At 31.7% G+C, this 21,267-nt stretch carries 16 protein-coding genes; 4 read left to right on the top strand and 12 right to left on the bottom strand.

From position 1 onward, the window contains the following. The first annotated feature begins 199 nt into the window (after window positions 1-199). Window positions 200-2,155 (top strand): right-handed parallel beta-helix repeat-containing protein, encoded by a 1,956-nt coding sequence (locus tag FGF67_RS02250; protein WP_158293162.1) that lies wholly within the window; start codon window positions 200-202, stop codon window positions 2,153-2,155. Between the two features lie 46 nt (window positions 2,156-2,201). Here the strand turns inward: FGF67_RS02250 and asnB are convergent, their stop codons facing one another. From asnB to FGF67_RS02190, 12 genes are all read right to left on the bottom strand, one after another. After that, complete coding sequence (gene asnB, locus FGF67_RS02245; protein WP_139694839.1) at window positions 2,202-4,100, bottom strand: asparagine synthase (glutamine-hydrolyzing); 1,899 nt, start codon at window positions 4,098-4,100, stop codon at window positions 2,202-2,204. A gap of 4 nt (window positions 4,101-4,104) precedes the next feature. Beyond that, on the bottom strand, window positions 4,105-5,250 hold the full coding sequence (locus FGF67_RS02240) for a glycosyltransferase family 1 protein (RefSeq protein ID WP_139694838.1): 1,146 nt from the start codon (window positions 5,248-5,250) through the stop codon (window positions 4,105-4,107). 5 nt (window positions 5,251-5,255) lie between these two features. After that, window positions 5,256-6,140 (bottom strand): glycosyltransferase family 2 protein, encoded by an 885-nt coding sequence (locus FGF67_RS02235; RefSeq protein ID WP_139694837.1) that lies wholly within the window; start codon window positions 6,138-6,140, stop codon window positions 5,256-5,258. Window positions 6,141-6,155: 15 nt separating this feature from the next. Then, complete coding sequence (locus FGF67_RS02230) at window positions 6,156-7,253, bottom strand: EpsG family protein (protein WP_139694836.1); 1,098 nt, start codon at window positions 7,251-7,253, stop codon at window positions 6,156-6,158. Then, a complete protein-coding gene (locus FGF67_RS02225) occupies window positions 7,253-8,719 on the bottom strand; it encodes a glucosamine inositolphosphorylceramide transferase family protein (RefSeq protein ID WP_139694835.1) in 1,467 nt (488 codons plus the stop codon). The genes FGF67_RS02230 and FGF67_RS02225 overlap by 1 nt, the downstream gene beginning before the upstream one ends. After that, window positions 8,720-9,844 carry a glycosyltransferase gene (locus FGF67_RS02220; protein ID WP_139694834.1) on the bottom strand — a complete coding sequence of 375 codons (1,125 nt, stop codon included), beginning with the start codon at window positions 9,842-9,844 and terminating at the stop codon, window positions 8,720-8,722. 28 nt (window positions 9,845-9,872) lie between these two features. Then, the gene (locus FGF67_RS02215; protein ID WP_139694833.1) at window positions 9,873-10,643 is read right to left on the bottom strand and encodes a glycosyltransferase family 32 protein; all 771 of its coding nucleotides are present in this window, start codon (window positions 10,641-10,643) and stop codon (window positions 9,873-9,875) included. A gap of 10 nt (window positions 10,644-10,653) precedes the next feature. Then, a complete protein-coding gene (locus FGF67_RS02210; protein ID WP_139694832.1) occupies window positions 10,654-11,622 on the bottom strand; it encodes a polysaccharide pyruvyl transferase family protein in 969 nt (322 codons plus the stop codon). Further along, the gene (locus FGF67_RS02205; RefSeq protein ID WP_139694831.1) at window positions 11,619-12,893 is read right to left on the bottom strand and encodes a hypothetical protein; all 1,275 of its coding nucleotides are present in this window, start codon (window positions 12,891-12,893) and stop codon (window positions 11,619-11,621) included. Before FGF67_RS02205 ends, FGF67_RS02210 begins: the two co-directional genes overlap by 4 nt. Continuing rightward, window positions 12,893-14,419 (bottom strand): lipopolysaccharide biosynthesis protein, encoded by a 1,527-nt coding sequence (locus FGF67_RS02200; protein WP_139694830.1) that lies wholly within the window; start codon window positions 14,417-14,419, stop codon window positions 12,893-12,895. Before FGF67_RS02200 ends, FGF67_RS02205 begins: the two co-directional genes overlap by 1 nt. A 17-nt stretch (window positions 14,420-14,436) precedes the next feature. Next, window positions 14,437-15,717: a nucleotide sugar dehydrogenase gene (locus FGF67_RS02195; protein ID WP_139694829.1), complete on the bottom strand. Its 1,281-nt coding sequence runs from the start codon at window positions 15,715-15,717 to the stop codon at window positions 14,437-14,439. Window positions 15,718-15,788: 71 nt separating this feature from the next. Next, window positions 15,789-16,787: an SDR family oxidoreductase gene (locus FGF67_RS02190; protein ID WP_139694828.1), complete on the bottom strand. Its 999-nt coding sequence runs from the start codon at window positions 16,785-16,787 to the stop codon at window positions 15,789-15,791. Between the two features lie 567 nt (window positions 16,788-17,354). Here FGF67_RS02190 and FGF67_RS02185 point away from each other — a divergent pair. The 3 genes from FGF67_RS02185 to FGF67_RS02175 are packed head-to-tail and all read left to right on the top strand — an operon-like array spanning window position 17,355 to window position 21,258. Next, window positions 17,355-18,485, top strand: a complete 1,131-nt coding sequence (locus FGF67_RS02185; RefSeq protein WP_139694827.1) for a DegT/DnrJ/EryC1/StrS family aminotransferase — start codon at window positions 17,355-17,357, stop codon at window positions 18,483-18,485. After that, the gene (locus FGF67_RS02180; protein ID WP_139694826.1) at window positions 18,482-20,443 is read left to right on the top strand and encodes a polysaccharide biosynthesis protein; all 1,962 of its coding nucleotides are present in this window, start codon (window positions 18,482-18,484) and stop codon (window positions 20,441-20,443) included. The genes FGF67_RS02185 and FGF67_RS02180 overlap by 4 nt, the downstream gene beginning before the upstream one ends. A 44-nt stretch (window positions 20,444-20,487) precedes the next feature. Then, window positions 20,488-21,258: a polysaccharide biosynthesis/export family protein gene (locus tag FGF67_RS02175; protein WP_139694825.1), complete on the top strand. Its 771-nt coding sequence runs from the start codon at window positions 20,488-20,490 to the stop codon at window positions 21,256-21,258. Window positions 21,259-21,267: the final 9 nt, after the last annotated feature.

The raw sequence follows: 21,267 nt of genomic DNA, 5'->3' as shown, positions 1-21,267 counted from the left end.
TGAGCAACTAAATTACATTTTATCGATACAAAACTACATTTAAACGATTAAAACTCAAGATGATAATGTTTTTAATCGAAAAAACAGAACATCTTATCGATGTTTTTTTTGAAATATTTAATATTGTGATTAGAATAATTAGTAGCACCCCAAATTTTTAGGACTTATGAAAATGATGTTTAAACCTATGCTTTTATTGATGGTATTGTTAACAACGCTATGGTCGTGTAACAATGAGGACTTATTTATTGAACCAAAACAGGACGATAATACTGAGATTGAAAAACCTGAAGATATTGAAGAAGAAGATGGCAGTGATGAAGAACGAAGTACTACCCCTTGTAGTTTTACTTTAGAAAATTTAGAACCGAATAGCACGGTTATTATAGACTGTGTGTTAGACTTAAAAGGACAAACGGTTAACTTGCCCACCAATGTGACGTTGCTTTACGAAGGTGGTGATATTATTAATGGTACCCTTAATTTTTCTGATAATTCTACTGTTTCTGGTGAGTTATTAGATGCCAGTTTAACACTAGGAGGGTCTGCACCAGCCATGAAAGACCCGGTGTTTCATTTTGATCCTAAACGCTGGGGGATCGTAGAAGGAGAAACGACTTCAGATATTGCATTGAAAAATCGAGATATTTTAGAATCTATGATGTTTCAAGTTAAAGAATTAGGGGTAACTACTTTTAAGATTGATAAAATGGATGCTTATTTTGAGGTAAGTAAGGTTACTAGTACAACATCCAATCAAAACTTTTATAGGTCTATTGAGGCAATCAATATACCTTCTGATTTTAATCTAATAATGACAGACAATACCATACTTAGGGTATTTCCATCGACGAATGATTCAAGTCAAGCCGCTGCTTTACTTGCAATAAGGGAAGAAACAAATGTTAACGTTACCGGAGGAGTTTTATATGGAGATAGAGATTTACGCAAGTATTCAAAACTTAATGCTGAAGAAGGATCTCATTTACTAACTATTCATGCAAGTAATAATGTGGTAATCGATGGTGTTAAAATGACCATGGGGTCAGTTGGTGGGTTATTTATTGAGTCAATAGGTTTTTCTTTTAACCCAGACTACAATCCTTCAAATTCAATCATAATAAAGAATTGTCATTTCGAAAAAAACAGAATGATAGCTTTTGCACTTACTGATGGGCATAATATACTTGTTGAGAATAACACTTTTATAGACAATGCACAACCCTCACAAAATTCTGATGGAGGGGTTGTAGGCTATGCTATGGACATAGAACCAGTAAGAGAAAGAGATCCTAATACTGGAGAATTGATTTATTATCAAAGAGTTTTTGATGTAACCATAAGGGGAAATATAGAACGAGGAAGCCGAAATGGTGCCTTCACCATTTATGTTGGTGATAACATTATCATTGAAAATAATGATTTAGAAAGCTTAGTTGGATGGAGTTATGCTTCCAACTCAAAAATTCGTAATAACACATTTAAAGCTATGGCAGGGTCTAATAGTGCTGCTATTTTAGCAACTGGAGAAGGAGAAACCGTTTTTAATAATGAAATATATGGAAACACAATTACTGGATATGATAGTGGTATAACAATATATACTGGTAAGGTTAAAGTATATGATAATATTATCAATGATTGTGCTAAAGGTCTTTTTTTACAGTCTATTACTAATATGGAGATAAGTAATAATCGAATTACCTCGCAGAAAAATAACAGCGCTGGTATAACAATACAACTTACAAAAGCAGATAAACTTAATATTACTAATAATGAAATTGATGTCAAAACCATTCATTTGAATTTTGTAGGTCTTAATCAAGGTGTTGGTGATGGAAATTACAAAGTAAATGTTGAAAATAATTCTTTCAAATCTTCAACTTCCTTTAGTGATTTTGCAAGTGCAAGTGGTGTAATATTTAAAAATAATGTTTCTGGAGGTAGGGCACAAATAGAAAACGCTTCTAATATTGAAATCATATCTAATATAGTTAATAGTGATAATAGTGAGGGTATTATTTTGAGAGGAGTAAACCATAATATTTTAATTTCTTCAAACACTATAAATAAACCACTTAATTTTAGTTGCATAAAAATTCCAAGCACAACAAATTCTAATGAAGTTGTTATGCTAAATAATACTTGTAATTAATTTAAAAGTACATTAATACATTATAAATAATTTAAAAAAATAGTGTTTAACTTTTATATTCTTTACAATACCACTTTTGAAAACAGTAAAATGTCCAAACTTTAAAGGTATGGTCTTTCCCGTTTAGGTGTTCAAAAACTAGTTGTTTAATAGCTTCTTTTTTAAAAATATTTTGTGAATCTAAAAATGCATCATTAACAAAATATTCCAAATCCTTTTTAAGAGAGGACCTTAACCAGTCTCCTACGGGAACTCCAAAACCAGATTTCGATTTGATTAAAAAGTTTTTCGGGAAATCTCCTTTAAAAGCCTCTTTTAATATAAATTTTTTATCCCACCCCTTCATCAAATACGCATGTGGTAGTGACTTTGTATATTCCCATAGTTTTTTGTTTAAAAAAGGGGCTCTACATTCTAGGGAACTCAACATGCTGGTTCTGTCAACCTTAACTAACATATCGCCTTCTAAACTCATAACCTTATCTATTAATCGGTACTCAGTTAGGTTTTTGGGTGATTTGATGTTAGTTGACTCTTTATAATATTCAAATGGTTCCGTTTGGAAAAATTCAGGTAATAAAAAGGACGATAAACTGTTTGATGGAAAACCCAAAGATATAATGTCCCAATAATGATCTCCAGAATAATTAATGGAGTTTAATAAACGTCTTATCAAAAATCTCACACCTCTATTATCATCCTTAGTTTTAAATAAATGCTCAGCTGGTTTGGATATGGCCTTATGAATTGTATTTGGAACTATTCTTGTGTACTTTTGATTAATATTTCCCATATAGTATTTATTATAGCCTCCAAACACTTCATCGCCACCATCACCTGTTAGGGCTACTTTTACATGTTGACTTGTTTTATTAGCTACTAAATATGTTGGCAGGCAAGACGAGTCCGCAAAGGGCTCATCAAAATTATCTAGAATATCATGCACATGGTTTTCTAAATCTTTTTCATTAATAATAAATTCATGGTGGTTACTATTGATAAGTTTTGCTACTGTGCGTGCTTTATCCGATTCGTCAAATGATTTTTTTTCAAAACCAATTGAAAAAGTGTTAATTTTTGAATTATTTATTCTAGATAAGCAAAGCGAAACTATCGAAGAATCCACACCACCGGATAGGAACGTTCCCAAAGGCACATCGGCGACAGAACGACTTTCTACACTTTGCTGGACCAAGTCTTTCACTTTTGCTTTGGCCTCACTAAATGTTGGTTTTTTTATGTTTTTTGGATGCTCATTTTCAATAATTATTGAAGAGAAGTTATTGGATTTTAAATCGTACTCAATATAATTATTTGATTCAAGCTTTTTTATACCTTCGTAAATTGTATAAGGAGCAGGAATGTAGGTGAGTTTAAAGTACAGATTGAGTCCAAGATTATCTATACGTGGTAATAAGGGCAACTGATTAACGATAGATTTTAATTCTGATGCCCAATAAAATCCATTGTCGTTTTTAGTATAATACAAAGGTTTTTCACCAAAAAAATCTCTAGCAATAAAAACTTTATTTTTTATTTTATCATGAATACTAAAAGCAAACATGCCATCTAATTTTTTAAATGATTCTATGCCATACATTTCATACATTCTCAATATAACTTCAGTATCGCTCTTTGTTTTAAAGGTTACATTTTTTTCTTCTAATTCTTTTTTAAGCACTAGATAATTATAAATTTCACCATTAAAAACAATAACAATTTGTTTGTTATCGGAAAAAATGGGTTGTTTTCCTGAGCTAAGATCAATAATTGAAAGTCTTCTCATGCCCATAGCTATTCTTGTATCATTGTTAATGTCAGTATAGACTCCATCATCATCTGGCCCCCGATGAAAGATCAGGTTGTTCATTGCATTGATATTATCAAGAAATATCTTTTTACTTGTATTTTGATTAGTTGAAATAAATCCGTTAATTCCACACATTTGACTATTTTTTTAAAGCATTTTGATACAAATCATGTAACATTTTGGCATTATTAATTATATCATAATTTCCTTTTACAATTTTATCTTTAGTATTTTCTCTATTATAGTTTGAATGTTTTATAATGAATTCTGCCCAATATTTTGGAGGTTGGTCTAGAGACATAAATTTCACCAAATCTGTAATGTTTAATTCATTGGATATTTCATCCGATGCTAGAATTTTTAACCCAGAACTTTGCGCCTCTATGAGAGTTACCGGTAAGCCTTCATTTGTTGAGGGAAACACAAACACGTCCATGGCCTGTAAAATATTATTTACATCATTTCTAACACCAAGAAATTTCACTTGATTAACAATGTCCATTTCAGACACCAATTCCTTATACATTTTATTGTCACCACCACCAACAAGCAATAAAACACAATCTTTGTTTAACTTGAGCAACTCGCCAAAAACCCTTATTAAAAAAGAATGGTTTTTCTCAACAACAAAATTACCTACATGACCAACAACAAATTTATTGTTTAAATTAAGTTGTTCTTTTATGGTTCTCGCCTTTTTTTCTTGATAAACAAAGTTGTCGGAATCAATGGCATTGTTAATCATATTAACCGCATTGATATTACGCTTTCCAAATAGCCATAAACCAGCTTTTTTGCCACAAGAATAGTAATGATTGGCGTATTTAGGAACCTTTAATTTGAAATAATTTTGAACAAAGAACTTAAATATAAAATTAAGACTGTGTCTGTTTCTTGAAAAAGGATTCATATTGACCTTATATAAACTAGTATGGCTATGAGCAATCCTTACAGGAACATTATTTTTTTTAGCAGCTTTTAGCACAAATGTACTTAAACCGTTAAGGTGACTATGAATTATTTTATATTCCGGGTGTGTCTTAAAAAAAGTATCTAAGCTTTTTTTATATTGACGCAAATTCTTAAAATTTATATTTTGTAATCTATATATTCTACCACCTAATAATAAAATTTCATCGTCAAATGCACCCTCAGATTCACGATGCAAAAGGAAATCGAATTGAATCTTAGTTCTATCTATATTCCTGTAGTAGTTCATTACCATAGTTTCAGCACCACCTCGATTCATTATAGTTAGTACGTGTAATACTCTCAATGGGTTCATTTTTTTTAATTTTTGGAAGTATTAGTAATGATATATAGATATAGCATGAACCCAAAAGGGATGGCTAATATTGTGTGCATTTTTCTTGTTGATTCAGAAATGAAACTCCAATTTTTTGCCAATAAACTTGAAGATACGTAATGAATGGCTTTTTTCATTCTTTCTTTAAATGATATGGCATATTTCATTTCAATCAAACGAGAATAGGCAAACCCCTTTGGATTTCTCCTATATTGTTTTAGCATATTTAAGCTCGAACCATCAGGCATGTATTCAACAATGCATAGCACTTCATTTAATGTCAATACTTTATAATCTTGATCAATTAATTGATATAAACAGCCTAAAGGGACAAACTTTTCTCCATCAAAGATTGGGTAGGGTGGGTATTGTTTTATAATTTTAGTTCGATAAACTAATTTTTTATCTCCAACAACATGGTGCTTCTGGTACAAATCAATTACGGTTGATATATATAAATTTTCAGGTAATTTTGAACCAATAATTCGTCCTTGCTTATCTGCGTCTAAGCCAATGATCCCTGCTATATGATCATTTTTATTATCATGCCAACAACAAAGAATTTTTTCAACGGCGTTATTTGGCATAAAATCATCAGAATCGATGCACACATTGAGGTCTGTTTTAATGAGGCTATATGCTGTATTATGTGCCCCGTGCATCCCTTGATTGTCTTGATAGTGGTACTGTATTTCAATTTTATGCTCTTTAATCCAACTATTAACCAATTCTTTAGTATTGTCTGACGAACCATCATCTATAATTAACCAAATAAAATCTTGGTTGGTTTGTTTAATTAGACTATCATAACATTGATCTAAACAATAGGCACGGTTAAAGGTAGGTGTAAAAACGGTTAAAGTTTTCATTATTCTTTGAGGTTATTAATAATAAACATAATACATAAAATATGTAAAAGAAAAATAGGCAGTAAGTACTTTGCCAATGACAATATGTTGATTGTTAAAAAAAGATCCTTTCAAGAAAGGATAAATAATTATTAATCCCATCAAAAACCATGATAAGTATGCAAATCTATTTGAAAAATTTGCTCTAATTACCAATATCCAAAACCCATTACATATAAGATATGTATTGTACAAATGAAAATATACTTTATCATAAAAATCTTTTTTAAAAATAAAATACCATCCAACAAAAACAGCTACGGCACTATAAAACAAAAAGTCATACCTAAAACCGCTGGTAACGATTCCGGCATCATCTAACTGAGTTCCTGAAATGTAACCAGAAAGCCTATCGTTTCCAAAACCTAAACTTGCAAAAAGGTTTTCCCATATGCCACCAAAAGCTAGGGAAAGTGGAATTGAAAAAAGCCAAAATATAAAATATGATTTAGAATTACTATATGTATGTGATATTAAAAATGCCATTATAGGAAGCATTAATGAGTTATGTATTTGTGTAGAAATAATAAACACAACTATCATCCAAAACTTTTTGTTATAAAGTGACACGCCCCACAAAAAAAAAGATGTAGCCATGCCGTTTCTGATACCATTAGTGCCATATGTCCAAAACGAGAAAGAAACAGCGAACATCAAAAATGCATATAGCCAATATTTTCCAAAAAAGAAAATAGAAACTTTATAGAAAGGAAGAATATAAGCAATGGCACAGAGTAAAAAAAAATACTTTACCGTTAAAAACTGAGAACAAATCTTCATATATATTTCAAAAAAAACATCTTGTTTGGTGTTTAACGGCTCCCCATTAACATATCTTAAATATTTAACGTTGTAAGTGGACATATCCCCAAAAAAACGTCCGCTTACGGGTCTAAAACCAATATACAATATGGCATAAAACAAAAACAAATACCCTATAATATTAATATAGTTTATATTTTTACGGTCATTGATGGATAATGCATAGGTATGCAATAAAGTAAATACTACAACAAAAAAGGCTATATGGATATACACCCTAAAATAGTATTCCAATGGGATAAAATCAAACATTATTCTTTTATTAAAAAATCAAATACTTTCAAATCCTTACTGCTATTCATTGTATGTAAACCAACATAATTATCATGGGGAAATATTTCTTCAACCGTATTTTCTTTATAATCAAATTTTGAAAGTTCAAGGATTTCATTTATCACTAAGTTTTCTCCATAACTCGACACACATTTTTGAGACACCCGGTAAATTTTGTTATTTTCAAAAATAAAATTGCCAGCATTTCTAGATTTAGAAGAGTCAGCAATAATTGGATTTCTTATGTGAGATTGCCATTTATTACTGAATAGGTCATCAGAATAATAAAGATATAACCTTTCATTGTTATCATGTTCAAAATCCTCAATTTTGTTAGCAAAAATCCAATACAACTCATCATAATACAACCATATAGCATCAACAAGTTTAATGCCTTCCATCAAATTCTTTTCAAAATTCCACTTAAAAGGGAATACCTCACATTTATATAGTTGTAAATTATTTTTTTGACTGGTTTCTGGTATCATGTAAAAAGTATTATCCCTAAAAAATACATTTGGAAAAGACAAATGGTAATCCTTATCCAAAACAGATTTGTATTCAATAACTTCATGAAACTCATTAAGCCTTAAACATGATATTCGACCTATATTATTCTCTTTTAACTCTTCAAAAAACACAACGCTTCCTGTTTTATTTTTTATGATAAATGGATCAGCCCAAAATGAATTCTTTGGTTGTTTTAAAAAAATATAGCGATCATTTTCTTTAATAGCAATTTTCCAATTTAGTTTATTATATGAAAACTTTCTTGAGAATATTTTAAACGTCAGTACAATATAATAAATAACAAATTTAAAATGAGTCTTCAATTTTGACCTTTTATTTTCCCTTTTTTGAAAAGCACCTGCATATAAATATTCATTATCGCTTTTTAAAAATTTTATCAAAAAAATAGAGAAATTAAAAAGAATCTTGTGAATATTGTTTATTACTCCTTTTTCTTTTTTTAATTCAACTCCAAAAATAATTTTCCATTGTGTAGACTTTAAATCATTAAACAATATTCTAAGAGGTATTTTTTTGTCATATAAAATTGAACTTAAAATAAAATTATAGTTTGAGTCAAAAGTCAAAAATCCTTTTTTTGATAGTTTTTTATATTTACTATCAAGTATAGGTTCTGACTCAAAAATAATGTAATCACAAAAGCTTAAACTTGAAAAATCACCTATAACTTTTATATTGGGTTTAATTGTTAAAAGACTTATGTTTGTAAAATCCAAAGGATTACTTGACAAATTATTGAATTTTTCATCTATGAATTTCGTAATAGGTGGAAATGAAAATTCTATGTTTGCGATATCTTTATCAATAAATATCTCTATATAAATATCGGAAATTTCATTACTAACCCTTTCAATACATTTGAATAAGTATGAATTTATATTATGAGAGTTTATAACGAATAGTAACTTTCTCATTTATAATATCAAATTTTTATAACCAAATAAGTGTAGCCACTTCTTCATTATTGTTTGCTTGTTATACCTTTTGACATTCAAAGTCCCATTTTTACTAAAGTTTTTTCGCATTTCTTCGTTTTCAATCATATTTAATATAGCAAGCGCAAGCTTCTCAACATTACCATCCTCTATCAACAATCCATCATTATTATGTGAGACAATATTTTTGGGACCGTTAGGACAATTAAAAGATATAATTGGTAATCCATTAGACATTGATTCTAATAAAACCATTGGAAAACATTCGGTTAAAGAACTCATAACATAAAATGACGCCTCTTGCATTTTCTGTTCTATCTGATGTGTAGCTTCTTTTATAAAAAAGTTATTATCTAAGCCTAAAGAAATAATAAGATTATTTAGTTTTTCAACATATTTCTTTTCTCCATTACCATAGACTTCTATGATCCATTCTTTGTTTTTTTCAAATACAATTTTCCACGCTATTATTAAGTTCTCAAACCCCTTTACTGGTGCTATTCTCCCTGCGCTTATTGCTTTCTTATTTGTTAATGATGAAAATGATTTAGGAATATCTATAAGGAAATTGGGTATTACAATAGTATTGTTTGATTTAAAATATTTCTTTTCATCATCAGTAAGTAATACATTATAAGTGTATTTTCTCTCAACAAAATCATTTAATTTGTAAACAAACCCTTTTAGTTTACTGCAATTGGCCCTATCTTGTTGATAGTAATGCCTTGAAGAATGAAATTCTTTTATTATGAGAGTTTTATTTACTATAAATGGTAAAAAATAATAATCATATTGAGAACTTAAAGTTATTATTACATCTGGTTTAATTTTATTCAATAAAGATTTTAATTTATAAAAATGAATAGGAGCTTTAACTATGTTTAATATGGAAAAATAGCTTCTGTCTCTTTTATAAATCAAATTTATATCTAAATGTTTAACTTTTGAATCAATATCATAACAAAATTTATTTTTTTTTTGTTCATTAGTTATAATAAAAATGGTCATATCTTCTAAGTTGGCTAGATAGTTGACCTTATTGGTTAAAACCCTCTCCGCACCACCATGTAAGTATAATTGATCTGTTATGTAAGCTATTTTCATTATTTATTTAAATATAAAACACGCAACTTTATTTACCTCCTCTTAATATTTTCCTTAATCTAAGAAATACAATTATTTTATTAATTGTATTTACTCCAAAAAGTTTCATCAGTTTTCTTTTAATGTTAGGTAGAAAAGCAATTCGTTTTGGCACCCATGACATTGCAAAATGATGGATACAAAAGGTGTTCTTTGTTTTTTCAATAATTCCAGTTCCATGGTTTTTAGCACAAAAGAAATCTTTTGGAAACATAAACAATTCATTTGCTAAATATGAAAAATTTGGATTTTGTGCTTCAGAGTATCCTAGTTCTTTTATTCTATAATTTTCTTGCATTTTTTTCATCATTATTCTCGGTAGTGTTAGCGTATCATAGCTGCCATCTTCCCTGATAAAGGATTTGTTTTCATAATAGGATAAACATTTAGAAACCCAATTTGAATCTTTCTTCGCACCAAATACACCTGCTTCAATTATTCCATCTCCTTCGGAACCGAAAAAATAGGGAAGGTGTAATAACGAATTAAAGCTTTTTACTACTTCAACATCAGTATCTAAATATATACCTCCATATTTAAGAACAGCATATAACCGGATATAATCCGATGCAAAAGCATATTTTTTAGCTTGAAATGCTTGCTTTACCCAAATATTGTCCTCAACGGGAAACCTATTGGTGTCCCAAAGCATAAATTCATACTCAGGTAACTTCTCTTTCCAAGATTCAATACAAAATCTTATTAAATTGGGAAACTCGTCATCACTAAGCCAACAATAATGTATTATTTTTGGAATCATTACAATAGATTTACTTTGATACAAATGTTCTGCACTTTTTCTTTAGAGGTTCAGCTAACTTATGATGCAAACCAAGATTTTTTACCTTTGTGTCTTTGTGTATTTTTCCTTGTAATGGAAAGTTTGAGGTGAATTCTCCTGTTTTTGTGTTAATATCAATGCGATTAAATAATTCTAAAATACCATCAAATCGGCAAGAATCCACAAAACTATCAAAGCCATTTATAAATATAACTGGTGTTTCCATTGCTAAACAAGGTAATGCACAATGTATTCTAGAAGTAATAACTAATTTAGCCCTTGCATACTTTTTAAGAAGTTCTTCAGCAATATCAAATTTTTCCTCATCAGAAATGTTATTCAAAGGTTCTTGATTGACATAATGGGCCTCATTAAGTAATTCTTGACTAATGAAGTTTTTTACATGTTTACTTTTTTTCCTTAACTGTAAAGCTTTACCATTCAGAATATTTTTTATAGTTGCTCTTGAGTTGTAAAAATTTTTTTGAGGACTTGGGTAGCTATATAACGGATCAACTATATAAACGTCATCACCCCTTTCTGAATCATCCACCTTATACGAATCTAATGTTAATGTTAAACAACCAGTAAAGTAAGCTTCAATGCCTTTAGCGTTTAAAGTGTCTGCTGTAAATTGATCGCGACAACCAATAGGTTCATGTTTTTTTAAATAAGCAATACCTCTATCACTTAACATGTAAGGAGCGGCCGTATTGTTCATATGGAAAGAAACGAATAAAGGATTGATTTTATCGGAAGGAATCCAATTTTCAGTGTTGTGAATAAACCAACCATTCATAATCAGTTTAACTTCTTCGTCGCTGTAAAAAGCCATTGACTCTCTATCTATATACTTATCAACTTTAGGTAGAAATTGCTTAGCAGCCAAGCTCTGTATATTATCTCCGATATTAAAATATTTTTGATTTTCTATATAAGTAAGTAAACCGTATTTCATACTTTGATTTTTTTTATTAATTTGATTAACCAAGGATACTTATTCCTTAAAATAAATTTTAGCTTTTCTTTTGAATTTTTAGTTTTTTTTATTTTGGCTTCTAACATACTTTGTAATTCTCCATCTCTTATTCTCTCTAATTGTTTATTTTCTATTTCTATATTTTCAAAAACAAACATGTTTTGTGATACCTTAGATTTCTCCATGAGTTCCCACCAAAAGTAGTTCATTCCTATGTTTGAACCATATTGCTTTAATACCTTAAAAATTTCATTATAAACACCCTTATCAACATTAAATCCATATTCATTTGGATTTTTCCCATTTAAAATGATACCAAGAATGGTTCGATAGCATTTTTCACAACAACTGCAGTTAAATTCAGTTCTAAGCTCGGAATAACATACACGAAGTTTAAATTTGTTATTGGTTTCGTTAGAAAACTTAGTAATTAAATCAACTTTATCTTGCCTTTGAAGTTCATAACCATCATGAAAAACCTTAATACCAGACCACGTAATATTTTCATCTATTTGTGGTGTAGACCCCCAAGCAATGTCTATAGCTTTGGTATATGAAGAGGCTATATAAATCTTACTATAAGATCTTAAATATGAAATTGGTGCTAAAGAACCAATTAGAGACAGACCATGCTGAACCTTGCCCCACCAACCAATGTCTTTTAACAATAGTTCAACTTGGTAAGTATAAAAATTACGCACATTGGTCTCAATATAAACTTTTTTGTTGTTTTTTAATAACTCTTCGCTTTCAATGAAATTTGTAAATTCTCCCCATTGCTTTTTATCATCAATATCAATATCGGCTCCAAGAATAGTTACTAAATCGGGAATCTGGTCATAAGTTCTTATATAAGTGGCGTAAGCATCAACACCACCACTAAACAGCATGGCCGTCTTCTTTCCTTCTATTTTATTTGATATAAGTTTTCTATAATTTAAATCTCCCAGAATGCTATAATCGTGAAATTGTTTTTGAAATTCATCCTTAACTTTCTTAATCGCAAAATTAAAACCTTCATCAATTTCTTCAACTTCTATATCAAAATTGGCAAACCAAGAGATGGGTAAAAAGTTTGAAAGAAAGGGTATCACCAAAATACTAGTTGGTACGTTCCTTACATCTTCACCATACTTAATATAGAACTTATGCTCAGCGTTAAAGTATTTTTTAATAGTATCTGTAACTGAATAGTCATAATTAACCTTTCTTCCTCCATCTGTAAAACTTATGCTTTTTAACTTTAACATTATTCATTGATTTTTTTAAAAACTGGTGATAGAGAATCTTTAAATAATTTTTTTTCAAATTCGATAAGGCCCAAATGATACATACCCAGTATGTAAAATATGGAATAGCAGCTTGCTTTAAAAATAAAATTTAGCCAGCCATTACCCGGTATATAATTTATAAAATAGCTGATAACAATAATTGCAAAAACAGTTAAAAGAGATTTATAGGATAGTTCTCTAAAAAATCTAAAGATATTTAAACCAATCACTTTGTGATAATAGAAGTTCATAACATTTTGCACAATAAACCAACCTGTTACCGTACCACATATCATACCTAAAGCACCATAAGTTTTAGCCAAAAAAGCTCCAAATCCAGCTCCAGTAATCAAGAAGGTTAGATACAAAACGGCTTTGAACGATAACTTGTTTTTTGCTTCTAAAATAGAATTTCCAAACCCTTGAATCAAAGGAAGGGTATAAGCCATCATAATCAATAATGCTATTAACCAAACTTCAAAGGAGCCATCGCTTCCAAGTTCTTTTCCAACCCATAAATACACAAATTGATAACCAAATAATAGAAAAGCCCCAAAAATGTACATAAGAATAATAAAGGAAATTCGGCCAATTTTTATCATCATACTGGTTAACTCTTCACCAGAAGCATTATCTACGGTCATTTTTGTTGCTCGAGGTAAAAATACGCTCGAAATTGCTGTTGAAAAAGCCCCGTAATAAGTACCCAGTACAATACCAATTCCATAAATGGTTAAAACTTCTGGCGTAGCAATTCTGCCAAGTATCCAATGGCCAGCCTTCCATTGCAGTATACTAACCAAGGCAAAAACAAAAATCCAAAGCGAATACCCAAAAATTTCTTTAATGTATTTCAATTTTAATTCATGCAATTTGAACTTAACTTTTAACTTGTAAAAAACATAATAAAATTCAACGCTTAAAAAAATAATATTAAAAACAGTGTCAATAATAACTAAGGCAATAGCCTTTCCGCCCCACAATAAAACTCCTATAACTACAATGGTTCTTAAAATATAACGTATAATATTGACGGTTTTTGGGAAAACGAACATCTCATAACCATAACATATACCGGTAAAACTACCTCCTGGTAACCCAATAGCTAAGTTAAAAATAAGTAATATGAAAATGGTTTTAGCTATACGTATTTCTTCGGTATTCATCTTAGTGAAATATGTATCAATATAGCCGTAAAAGGAAATTCCTATAATGACTATAACTACTGAAATCACAGCATAAATCAGCATGGTTGTTGCCAAAAAATTTTCTTCACTTTTTCGGTCATTTTCAGCTCTGTATTTAGCTACAAAGCGCACAATGGTGTTGTTAAGTCCTAAATCTAATACAGATATAGTTCCTACCAAAGCACCTATAGCGGTATACACACCGTATTCGGCTTTCCCCAAATGGTTTAGTATAAAAGGAGTTATAAAGAGCCCAACCACATTTGTTAAAAATATAGTCATGTAATTCAATGCAGCTCCTTTTTTTAATTGACTCACTTTAGTTTAATTTTCGTTTACAACCTTCCACTTACAGATAATTTTAAAACGCCTTTTACATCATATAAAACACCATTATCTTTCAATAAAGCGTCTAAATTTTCATCTAAAAATTCTTTATGAGCCACGGTTAAAACTACGGCGTCAAATTGTTCAGAAGGGAGGTTTTGGGTAGTTGATAAGCCATATTCATGTTTCACTTCTTCTGGGTTGGCCCAAGGATCATAAATAGTAATGTTGGTATTATAGCTTTTAAGCTCATGTACTACATCAACCACTTTGGTGTTCCGTACATCAGGACAATTTTCTTTAAATGTAATACCCAAAACCAAAATATTAGCCTCATTAATACGAATGTCTTTTTGCAGCATCAACTTTATCACTTGAGCCGCTACATAGTGTCCCATACTATCATTGACCCTGCGGCCTGCTAAAATAATTTCAGGATGATAGCCCACCTCTTGGGCTTTTTGGGCTAAATAGTAAGGGTCAACCCCTATACAATGCCCGCCTACCAAGCCGGGTTTAAAGGGTAAAAAATTCCATTTGGTGCCTGCAGCTTCTAATACCGCATGGGTATCAATATCTAATAGATTGAAAATTTTAGCCAGCTCATTAACAAAGGCAATATTAATATCGCGTTGCGAGTTTTCAATCACCTTAGCCGCCTCTGCTACTTTGATAGTAGGCGCTAGGTGCGTACCTGCGGTAATCACACTCGCATAAAGGGCATCTACTTTTTTACCGATTTCTGGGGTAGAGCCTGCCGTTACTTTTAATATCTTATCTACGGTATGTAATTTATCGCCCGGATTGATCCGCTCTGGAGAATAGCCAGCATAAAAATCTTGGTTAAAGGTAAGTCCGCTTACACGTTCCAGTACAGGGATACATTCTTCTTCAGTCACTCCAGGATACACCGTAGATTCATAAATAACAATATCTCCTTTTTTAAGCACTTTGCCCACGGTTTCACTCGATTTGTAAAGCGGTGTTAAATCGGGCCTATTATTTTTATCAATAGGTGTGGGTACCGTTACTATATAATAGTTGCAGTCTTTTATAGCCTGAAGATGAGACGCACAAAAAAGCCCTATGGTATTATTGTTGGTGTTTTTTAACACTGCTGTTAAAACATCTGAGGCCACCTCTAGTGTGGTGTCCTTGCCTTGCCTTAGCTCATCAATGCGCTTTTCATTGATATCAAAGCCAATCACAGGATATTTTGTAGCAAATAACCTAGCCAATGGTAAACCTACATAGCCTAAACCAATTACTGCTATTTTTATATTGTTCATTTTAGGTGTTTATTCTTTGATTAGTTGATTTGTTTATGAGTCTTCGACTGCGCTCAGACTGACATTTGTAATTATTTTAAATGGTTCCAATACCATGTTACTGCAGCCTCAATACCTTTATCGATATTGTACTTTGGCTTGTACTGGAGGCGTTGTTTTGCTTTGTCTATAGAGGCTAAAGAATGCGGAATATCACCAACCCGGTTATCTCTATGTTTAATCGCAACATTAAGAATGTCCCTATCAAACTGAGCTAAGTGATTCTTCAATAAACTTGCTAGTTCTAAAAGCGTAGTGCGTTCACCATAAGCCACATTATACACCGTATTTAAAGCCGCTTTGTTTGTAGTGGTTAGAGCCAATATATTCATTTGAACCACATTGTCTATATAGGTAAAGTCACGCGAGTAACTGCCGTCTCCATTAATTACAGGCGACTCATGTTTTATAAGTTGTTTTACAAACAGGGGAATCACCGCAGCATAGGCTCCATCAGGATCTTGGCGCTTTCCAAACACATTAAAATACCTTAAGCCTATTGTATCTAGGCCATAGGTTTTTTGAAAGATATCAGCATATAATTCATTCACATATTTGGTAATGGCGTAGGGCGAAAGAGGCTTGCCAATAACGTCCTCAACTTTTGGTAAAGCTTCATGATCACCATAGGTTGATGAACTTGCCGCATATACAAAGCGGGTTACCTTAGCATCTCTTGCTGCTACCAGCATATTTAAAAATCCTGAAATATTAACATCATTCGTTGTGATGGGATCTTTAATAGATCTTGGTACAGATCCTAGAGCCGCTTGATGCAACACGTAGTTTACGTTCTTGCATGCTTGGTTACAATCCTCAAGATGCCTAATATCGCCTTCAATTAAAGTGAAATTTGAATCTGATAAAAAGGGTGTGATATTCTCTCGCTTTCCTGTTGAAAAATTATCTAAGCAAACAACAGCTATACCATGTGCTAGTAATACTTCAATCAGGTTTGACCCTATAAAGCCAGCACCTCCTGTTACTAAAACACGTTTTCCTTTTAATTCATCCAGTTGTGGGTAAGTCATTTTTGTTTGGGTGTTTAATAGCTGAAGCAAATATTATAAAAATTTATGAAAGGAAAGATGATTCCTGTATTAAGGTTTCATTTTTTCCGATGAAATTCATGCTGGTGTTAATTTTTCCGATGTATGCGCCTCATGTTAAAAAACAGAAAGGTCATATGGGTTGTATAGAGCAAGTAAGCGGTACATTAACATCGTTTAAATACGAGGCGTTCGATGAGTTGCAAACTTTTGCTATATCCTGAATTTTGGTTGCTGATAAACCGAAATAAATAGGCTTTTAGCGAAATATATTCTAAGTGCCTCCAATGAATTAAAACAATTACTAAATTTACACCGTTGAATACAAAAATTGAATTGATTAATAGCTTAAAAATTTAATTTGTGTTTATATGCTATATCTAGAAAATAGGTTGTTATAACATTATAAAACACATGTTAAAAATATTAATTAAAACGAATTTGTATTAATGTCTCAAGGGAAATTCCATATATTTTTAAAACGAAAAGCAACATAGTTGATTACTATGGAGGCTCGCCTTATGCCATTAAACAATATGATAACAAACCATGCTAACTAAAACGAAAATATATTTATCCTCTCCCCATATGGGAGGTGCAGAGCAAAAATATGTTGCCCAGGCCTTTGATTCTAATTGGATTGCTCCATTAGGGCCCAATGTTGATGGTTTTGAAGATGCTATTAAACATTACTTGGGCAATGATTGTGATGTAGCTGCGTTAAGTTCAGGTACTGCAGCCATACATATAGCCTTACGCTTATTAGGTATAGGAGTGGGTGACGAGGTAATATGTCAAAGTTTTACCTTTGCGGCCTCAGCCAACCCGATTCTCTATGAAGGTGCTACGCCTATTTTTGTGGATAGCGAATTAGAGACCTGGAATATGGATCCGTATCTGCTCGAGAAGGCGATAATTGACAGAATACATAAAAACAAAACACCTAAAGCCATTATAGCGGTGCATTTATATGGGGTACCCTATAAAGCGCATGCTATACAAACTATTGCAAAAAAGTATGGTATTCCAGTGATAGAGGATAGTGCTGAAGCTTTTGGAAGTACCTATTATGGTAAACCTTGTGGCACCTTAGCGGATTTTGGAATTTTATCATTCAATGGTAATAAAATTATAACAACCTCGGGTGGCGGTGCCTTGATTTGTAAAGATCCATCCCTAAAAAAACGGGCTGTTTTCTTGGCCACACAGGCTCGTGATGATGCGGCGCATTATGAACATTCTTCCATTGGTTTTAATTATAGAATGAGTAATGTTTTAGCGGGTATAGGTAGAGGACAAATGGAAGTACTTGACTTAAGAGTTGAAGCTAGACGAAGAAATTACGAGTATTATAAAAGACATTTATCAGAATGTAATTCCATTACTTTTTTAGAAGAACCAACAGGTTGTTTTTCAAACCGATGGATAACCTGTATTTCAACAGACGCATTTGAGACCAGAGAGCGTATAAGAAAAGCGTTGTTACAGGACGATATTGAATCCAGACCCTTATGGAAACCAATGCATTTACAACCTGTGTTTATGCATTGTTTGAGCTATACCAATGGCGTATCAGAAGACCTTTTCAATAGGGGCTTGTGTTTGCCTAGTGGCTCTAATTTAGACACTGATGACTTAAACAGAATTATTGCTATTATAAAGAAATCCCTCAATTCATGATAAAAAATTACTTAGCTTCCCTCACTCATAAACATGCTTCAAAATGGCTGGTTTTTGGTATTGATTTGCTCTCAATACTAGTAACATTTTGTATGGCTTATCTCATCCGTTTTAATTTTACTTTACAGTTCGATTTAAAACAGTTTGCTATTCAATTGCCTTTTTTGGTTATTGTGGCTTCGGTTAGTTTTTTAATTATAGGCTCCTATAAAAGTTTGATCCGCCATACCGGATTTTCAGACATTGTTACTGTTTTTAAATCTATAGCACTAATATCAGCATTGTGTATTGGTGTTGTGTTTATAAATAGAACAACAGGATTAGCCCCTAATTTTACCATTCCTTTATCTATTATTGTTATACATGCCTTATTGAGTTTTGTACTACTTGCCGCAAGCAGATTAGCATTTAAAATGTTGTTTAAGTACCTAAAATGTAAGTTCAGAGTATCAAAGCGTGTTTTAATTTATGGTGCGGCTGATTCTGGTATTGTTACCTACAATGCTTTAGTGAGTAATAACAATTCCTCCTACCAAGTTGTAGCGTTCATTGATGATGATGTGAAGAAAATAGGAAAAAAGATTAATGGGATTTCTATCATAAATCATCAACAAGTATCAGCGGACTATATTCATAGTAATCGTATTGATGAAATTATTGTAGCCTCTCAAACGTTAAAATTAGAACGCTTAAGAAGGTTAGTTGATAGTTTAGTAGATTCTGATGTTAAAATTAATAAAGTACCACCTATCGAGCAATGGATTAATGGTGAATTAAGTACAAAACAAATCAAACAAGTGCAAATAGAAGATTTGTTGGGTCGTCCACCTATTGAAATAGACAATCCTAATTTGTTAAGCGAGTTTAGGGGTGAAACCGTGCTTATTTCTGGAGCTGCCGGGTCTATTGGAAGTGAATTGGTAAAACAACTGGCTCATTTTAGTGTTAAGGAACTTATATTGGTAGACCAAGCAGAATCAGCGCTTTATGATGTGCAACAAGATTTAATACGTAGTGGTTTTCATAATCAAACTGCTATAGTGGCAGATATTAGAGATGGTTTAAGAATTGATACCATATTTCAACAATACAAACCGACTTTGGTGTTTCATGCTGCGGCATACAAGCATGTTCCATTGATGGAACAAACCCCTTATGAAGCTATAAAAATAAATGTAAATGGTACTAAGCTTCTTGCCGATACCGCATCCAGGTATAATGTGAAAAAATTTGTTTTTGTCTCTACTGACAAAGCAGTTAACCCTACTAGCGTAATGGGAGCCACGAAGCGCCTTGCTGAAATGTATATTAGTTGCTTACAAAAGGAAAGCAAAACAAAATTTATTACAACGCGCTTCGGTAATGTTTTAGGATCCAATGGTTCCGTGATTCCCTTGTTTAAAAAACAAATAGAAAATGGAGGGCCTTTAACCTTAACGCATAAAGATATCACCCGTTATTTTATGACCATACCTGAGGCGTCTCGTTTGGTATTGGAAGCTGGCACGATGGGTAAAGGTGGTGAAATATTTATTTTCGATATGGGCGAATCGGTTAAAATATTTGATTTAGCTAAAAATATGATTAAACTTTCAGGTTTGCGATATCCAGAAGATATTGATATTAGGATAACCGGCTTAAGACCTGGAGAAAAATTGTATGAAGAGTTGCTGGCTAATGGGGAAAACACCTTATCAACCTATCACAAGAAGATTATGATAAGTAAAACGAGAGCACTAGAATATAGCAAGATAAAATCAGAGATTGAAGAACTATGTATGACTAACCGTTTTCAAAACAATAATATTGTTTTGAAAATGAAGCAACTCATTCCTGAATATCAATCTAATAATTCTGATTACGAGAAATTTGATAAACGGGTTCAGATATATAAAAAAGCAAAGAGTATGTCTGCTTTAAATGAAACAAGCTCTAGAAATTATAGTAATCTATTATAAATCAATTAAAATTCTTTAACTTTCCCTCCAAATCTTAAAACTACATGAGCCGATTGACTTCAACATTTAAGTTAATTATCGTTTTATATGTGCTTGCTTTGGTGAGTTCTTGCTCCACAAAGAAGGATATTGTGTATTTTCAGAATGCAAAAAATGCTGAAACGATTGTAGATACCAATACATTTAATGCAACATTAAAAACAGGTGATTTATTAAGTATTTATATTTCCACTCCAGATTTAACAGTTACGCAGCCGTACAATTTAATTGAATCAACTGGTGGTAATGGTCAAGGCACCTTGGTTCAATACTTGATAGACTCAGAAGGCAATGTGGATTACCCTGTTTTAGGAAAAGTAAAATTAGAAGGTTTAACCATTGAGGAAGCAAAGCAATTATTTAAAAAGAAGTTTGAGGACGGAAAACTGCTCAAAGATCCGGTGGTTATTATGCGAATTAATAATTATAGAGTGTCGGTTTTTGGCCAAGTAAATAACCCTGGTGTTTACCCAGTAACTGGAGAACGCATTTCTATCTTAGAGGCTTTATCGGCTGCAGGCGATTTAGCGATAACAGGTAAAAGAGATAATGTTTTAGTAATTCGTGATTTTAATGGAGCAAAAACCTATACCCGTATTGATTTAACAAGTAAAGAAGTTTTTAATTCACCGGTGTACTACTTAACACAAAATGATGTGGTTTATGTAGAACCCAATAGCTTTGGTGTGAGTAGAGCCTCTGGGGATGCCAGAATTGGTGTTTTTGCATCTTTATTAGGGCTTGCTATAACTATTGGTATTTTATTTACGCGCTAGAATTATGTA

The sequence above is a fragment of the Allotamlana fucoidanivorans genome (genome assembly GCF_006265225.1).
In the GTDB taxonomy this organism is placed as follows: domain Bacteria; phylum Bacteroidota; class Bacteroidia; order Flavobacteriales; family Flavobacteriaceae; genus Allotamlana; species Allotamlana fucoidanivorans.
This window is presented reverse-complemented; position numbering and strand designations above follow the sequence as displayed.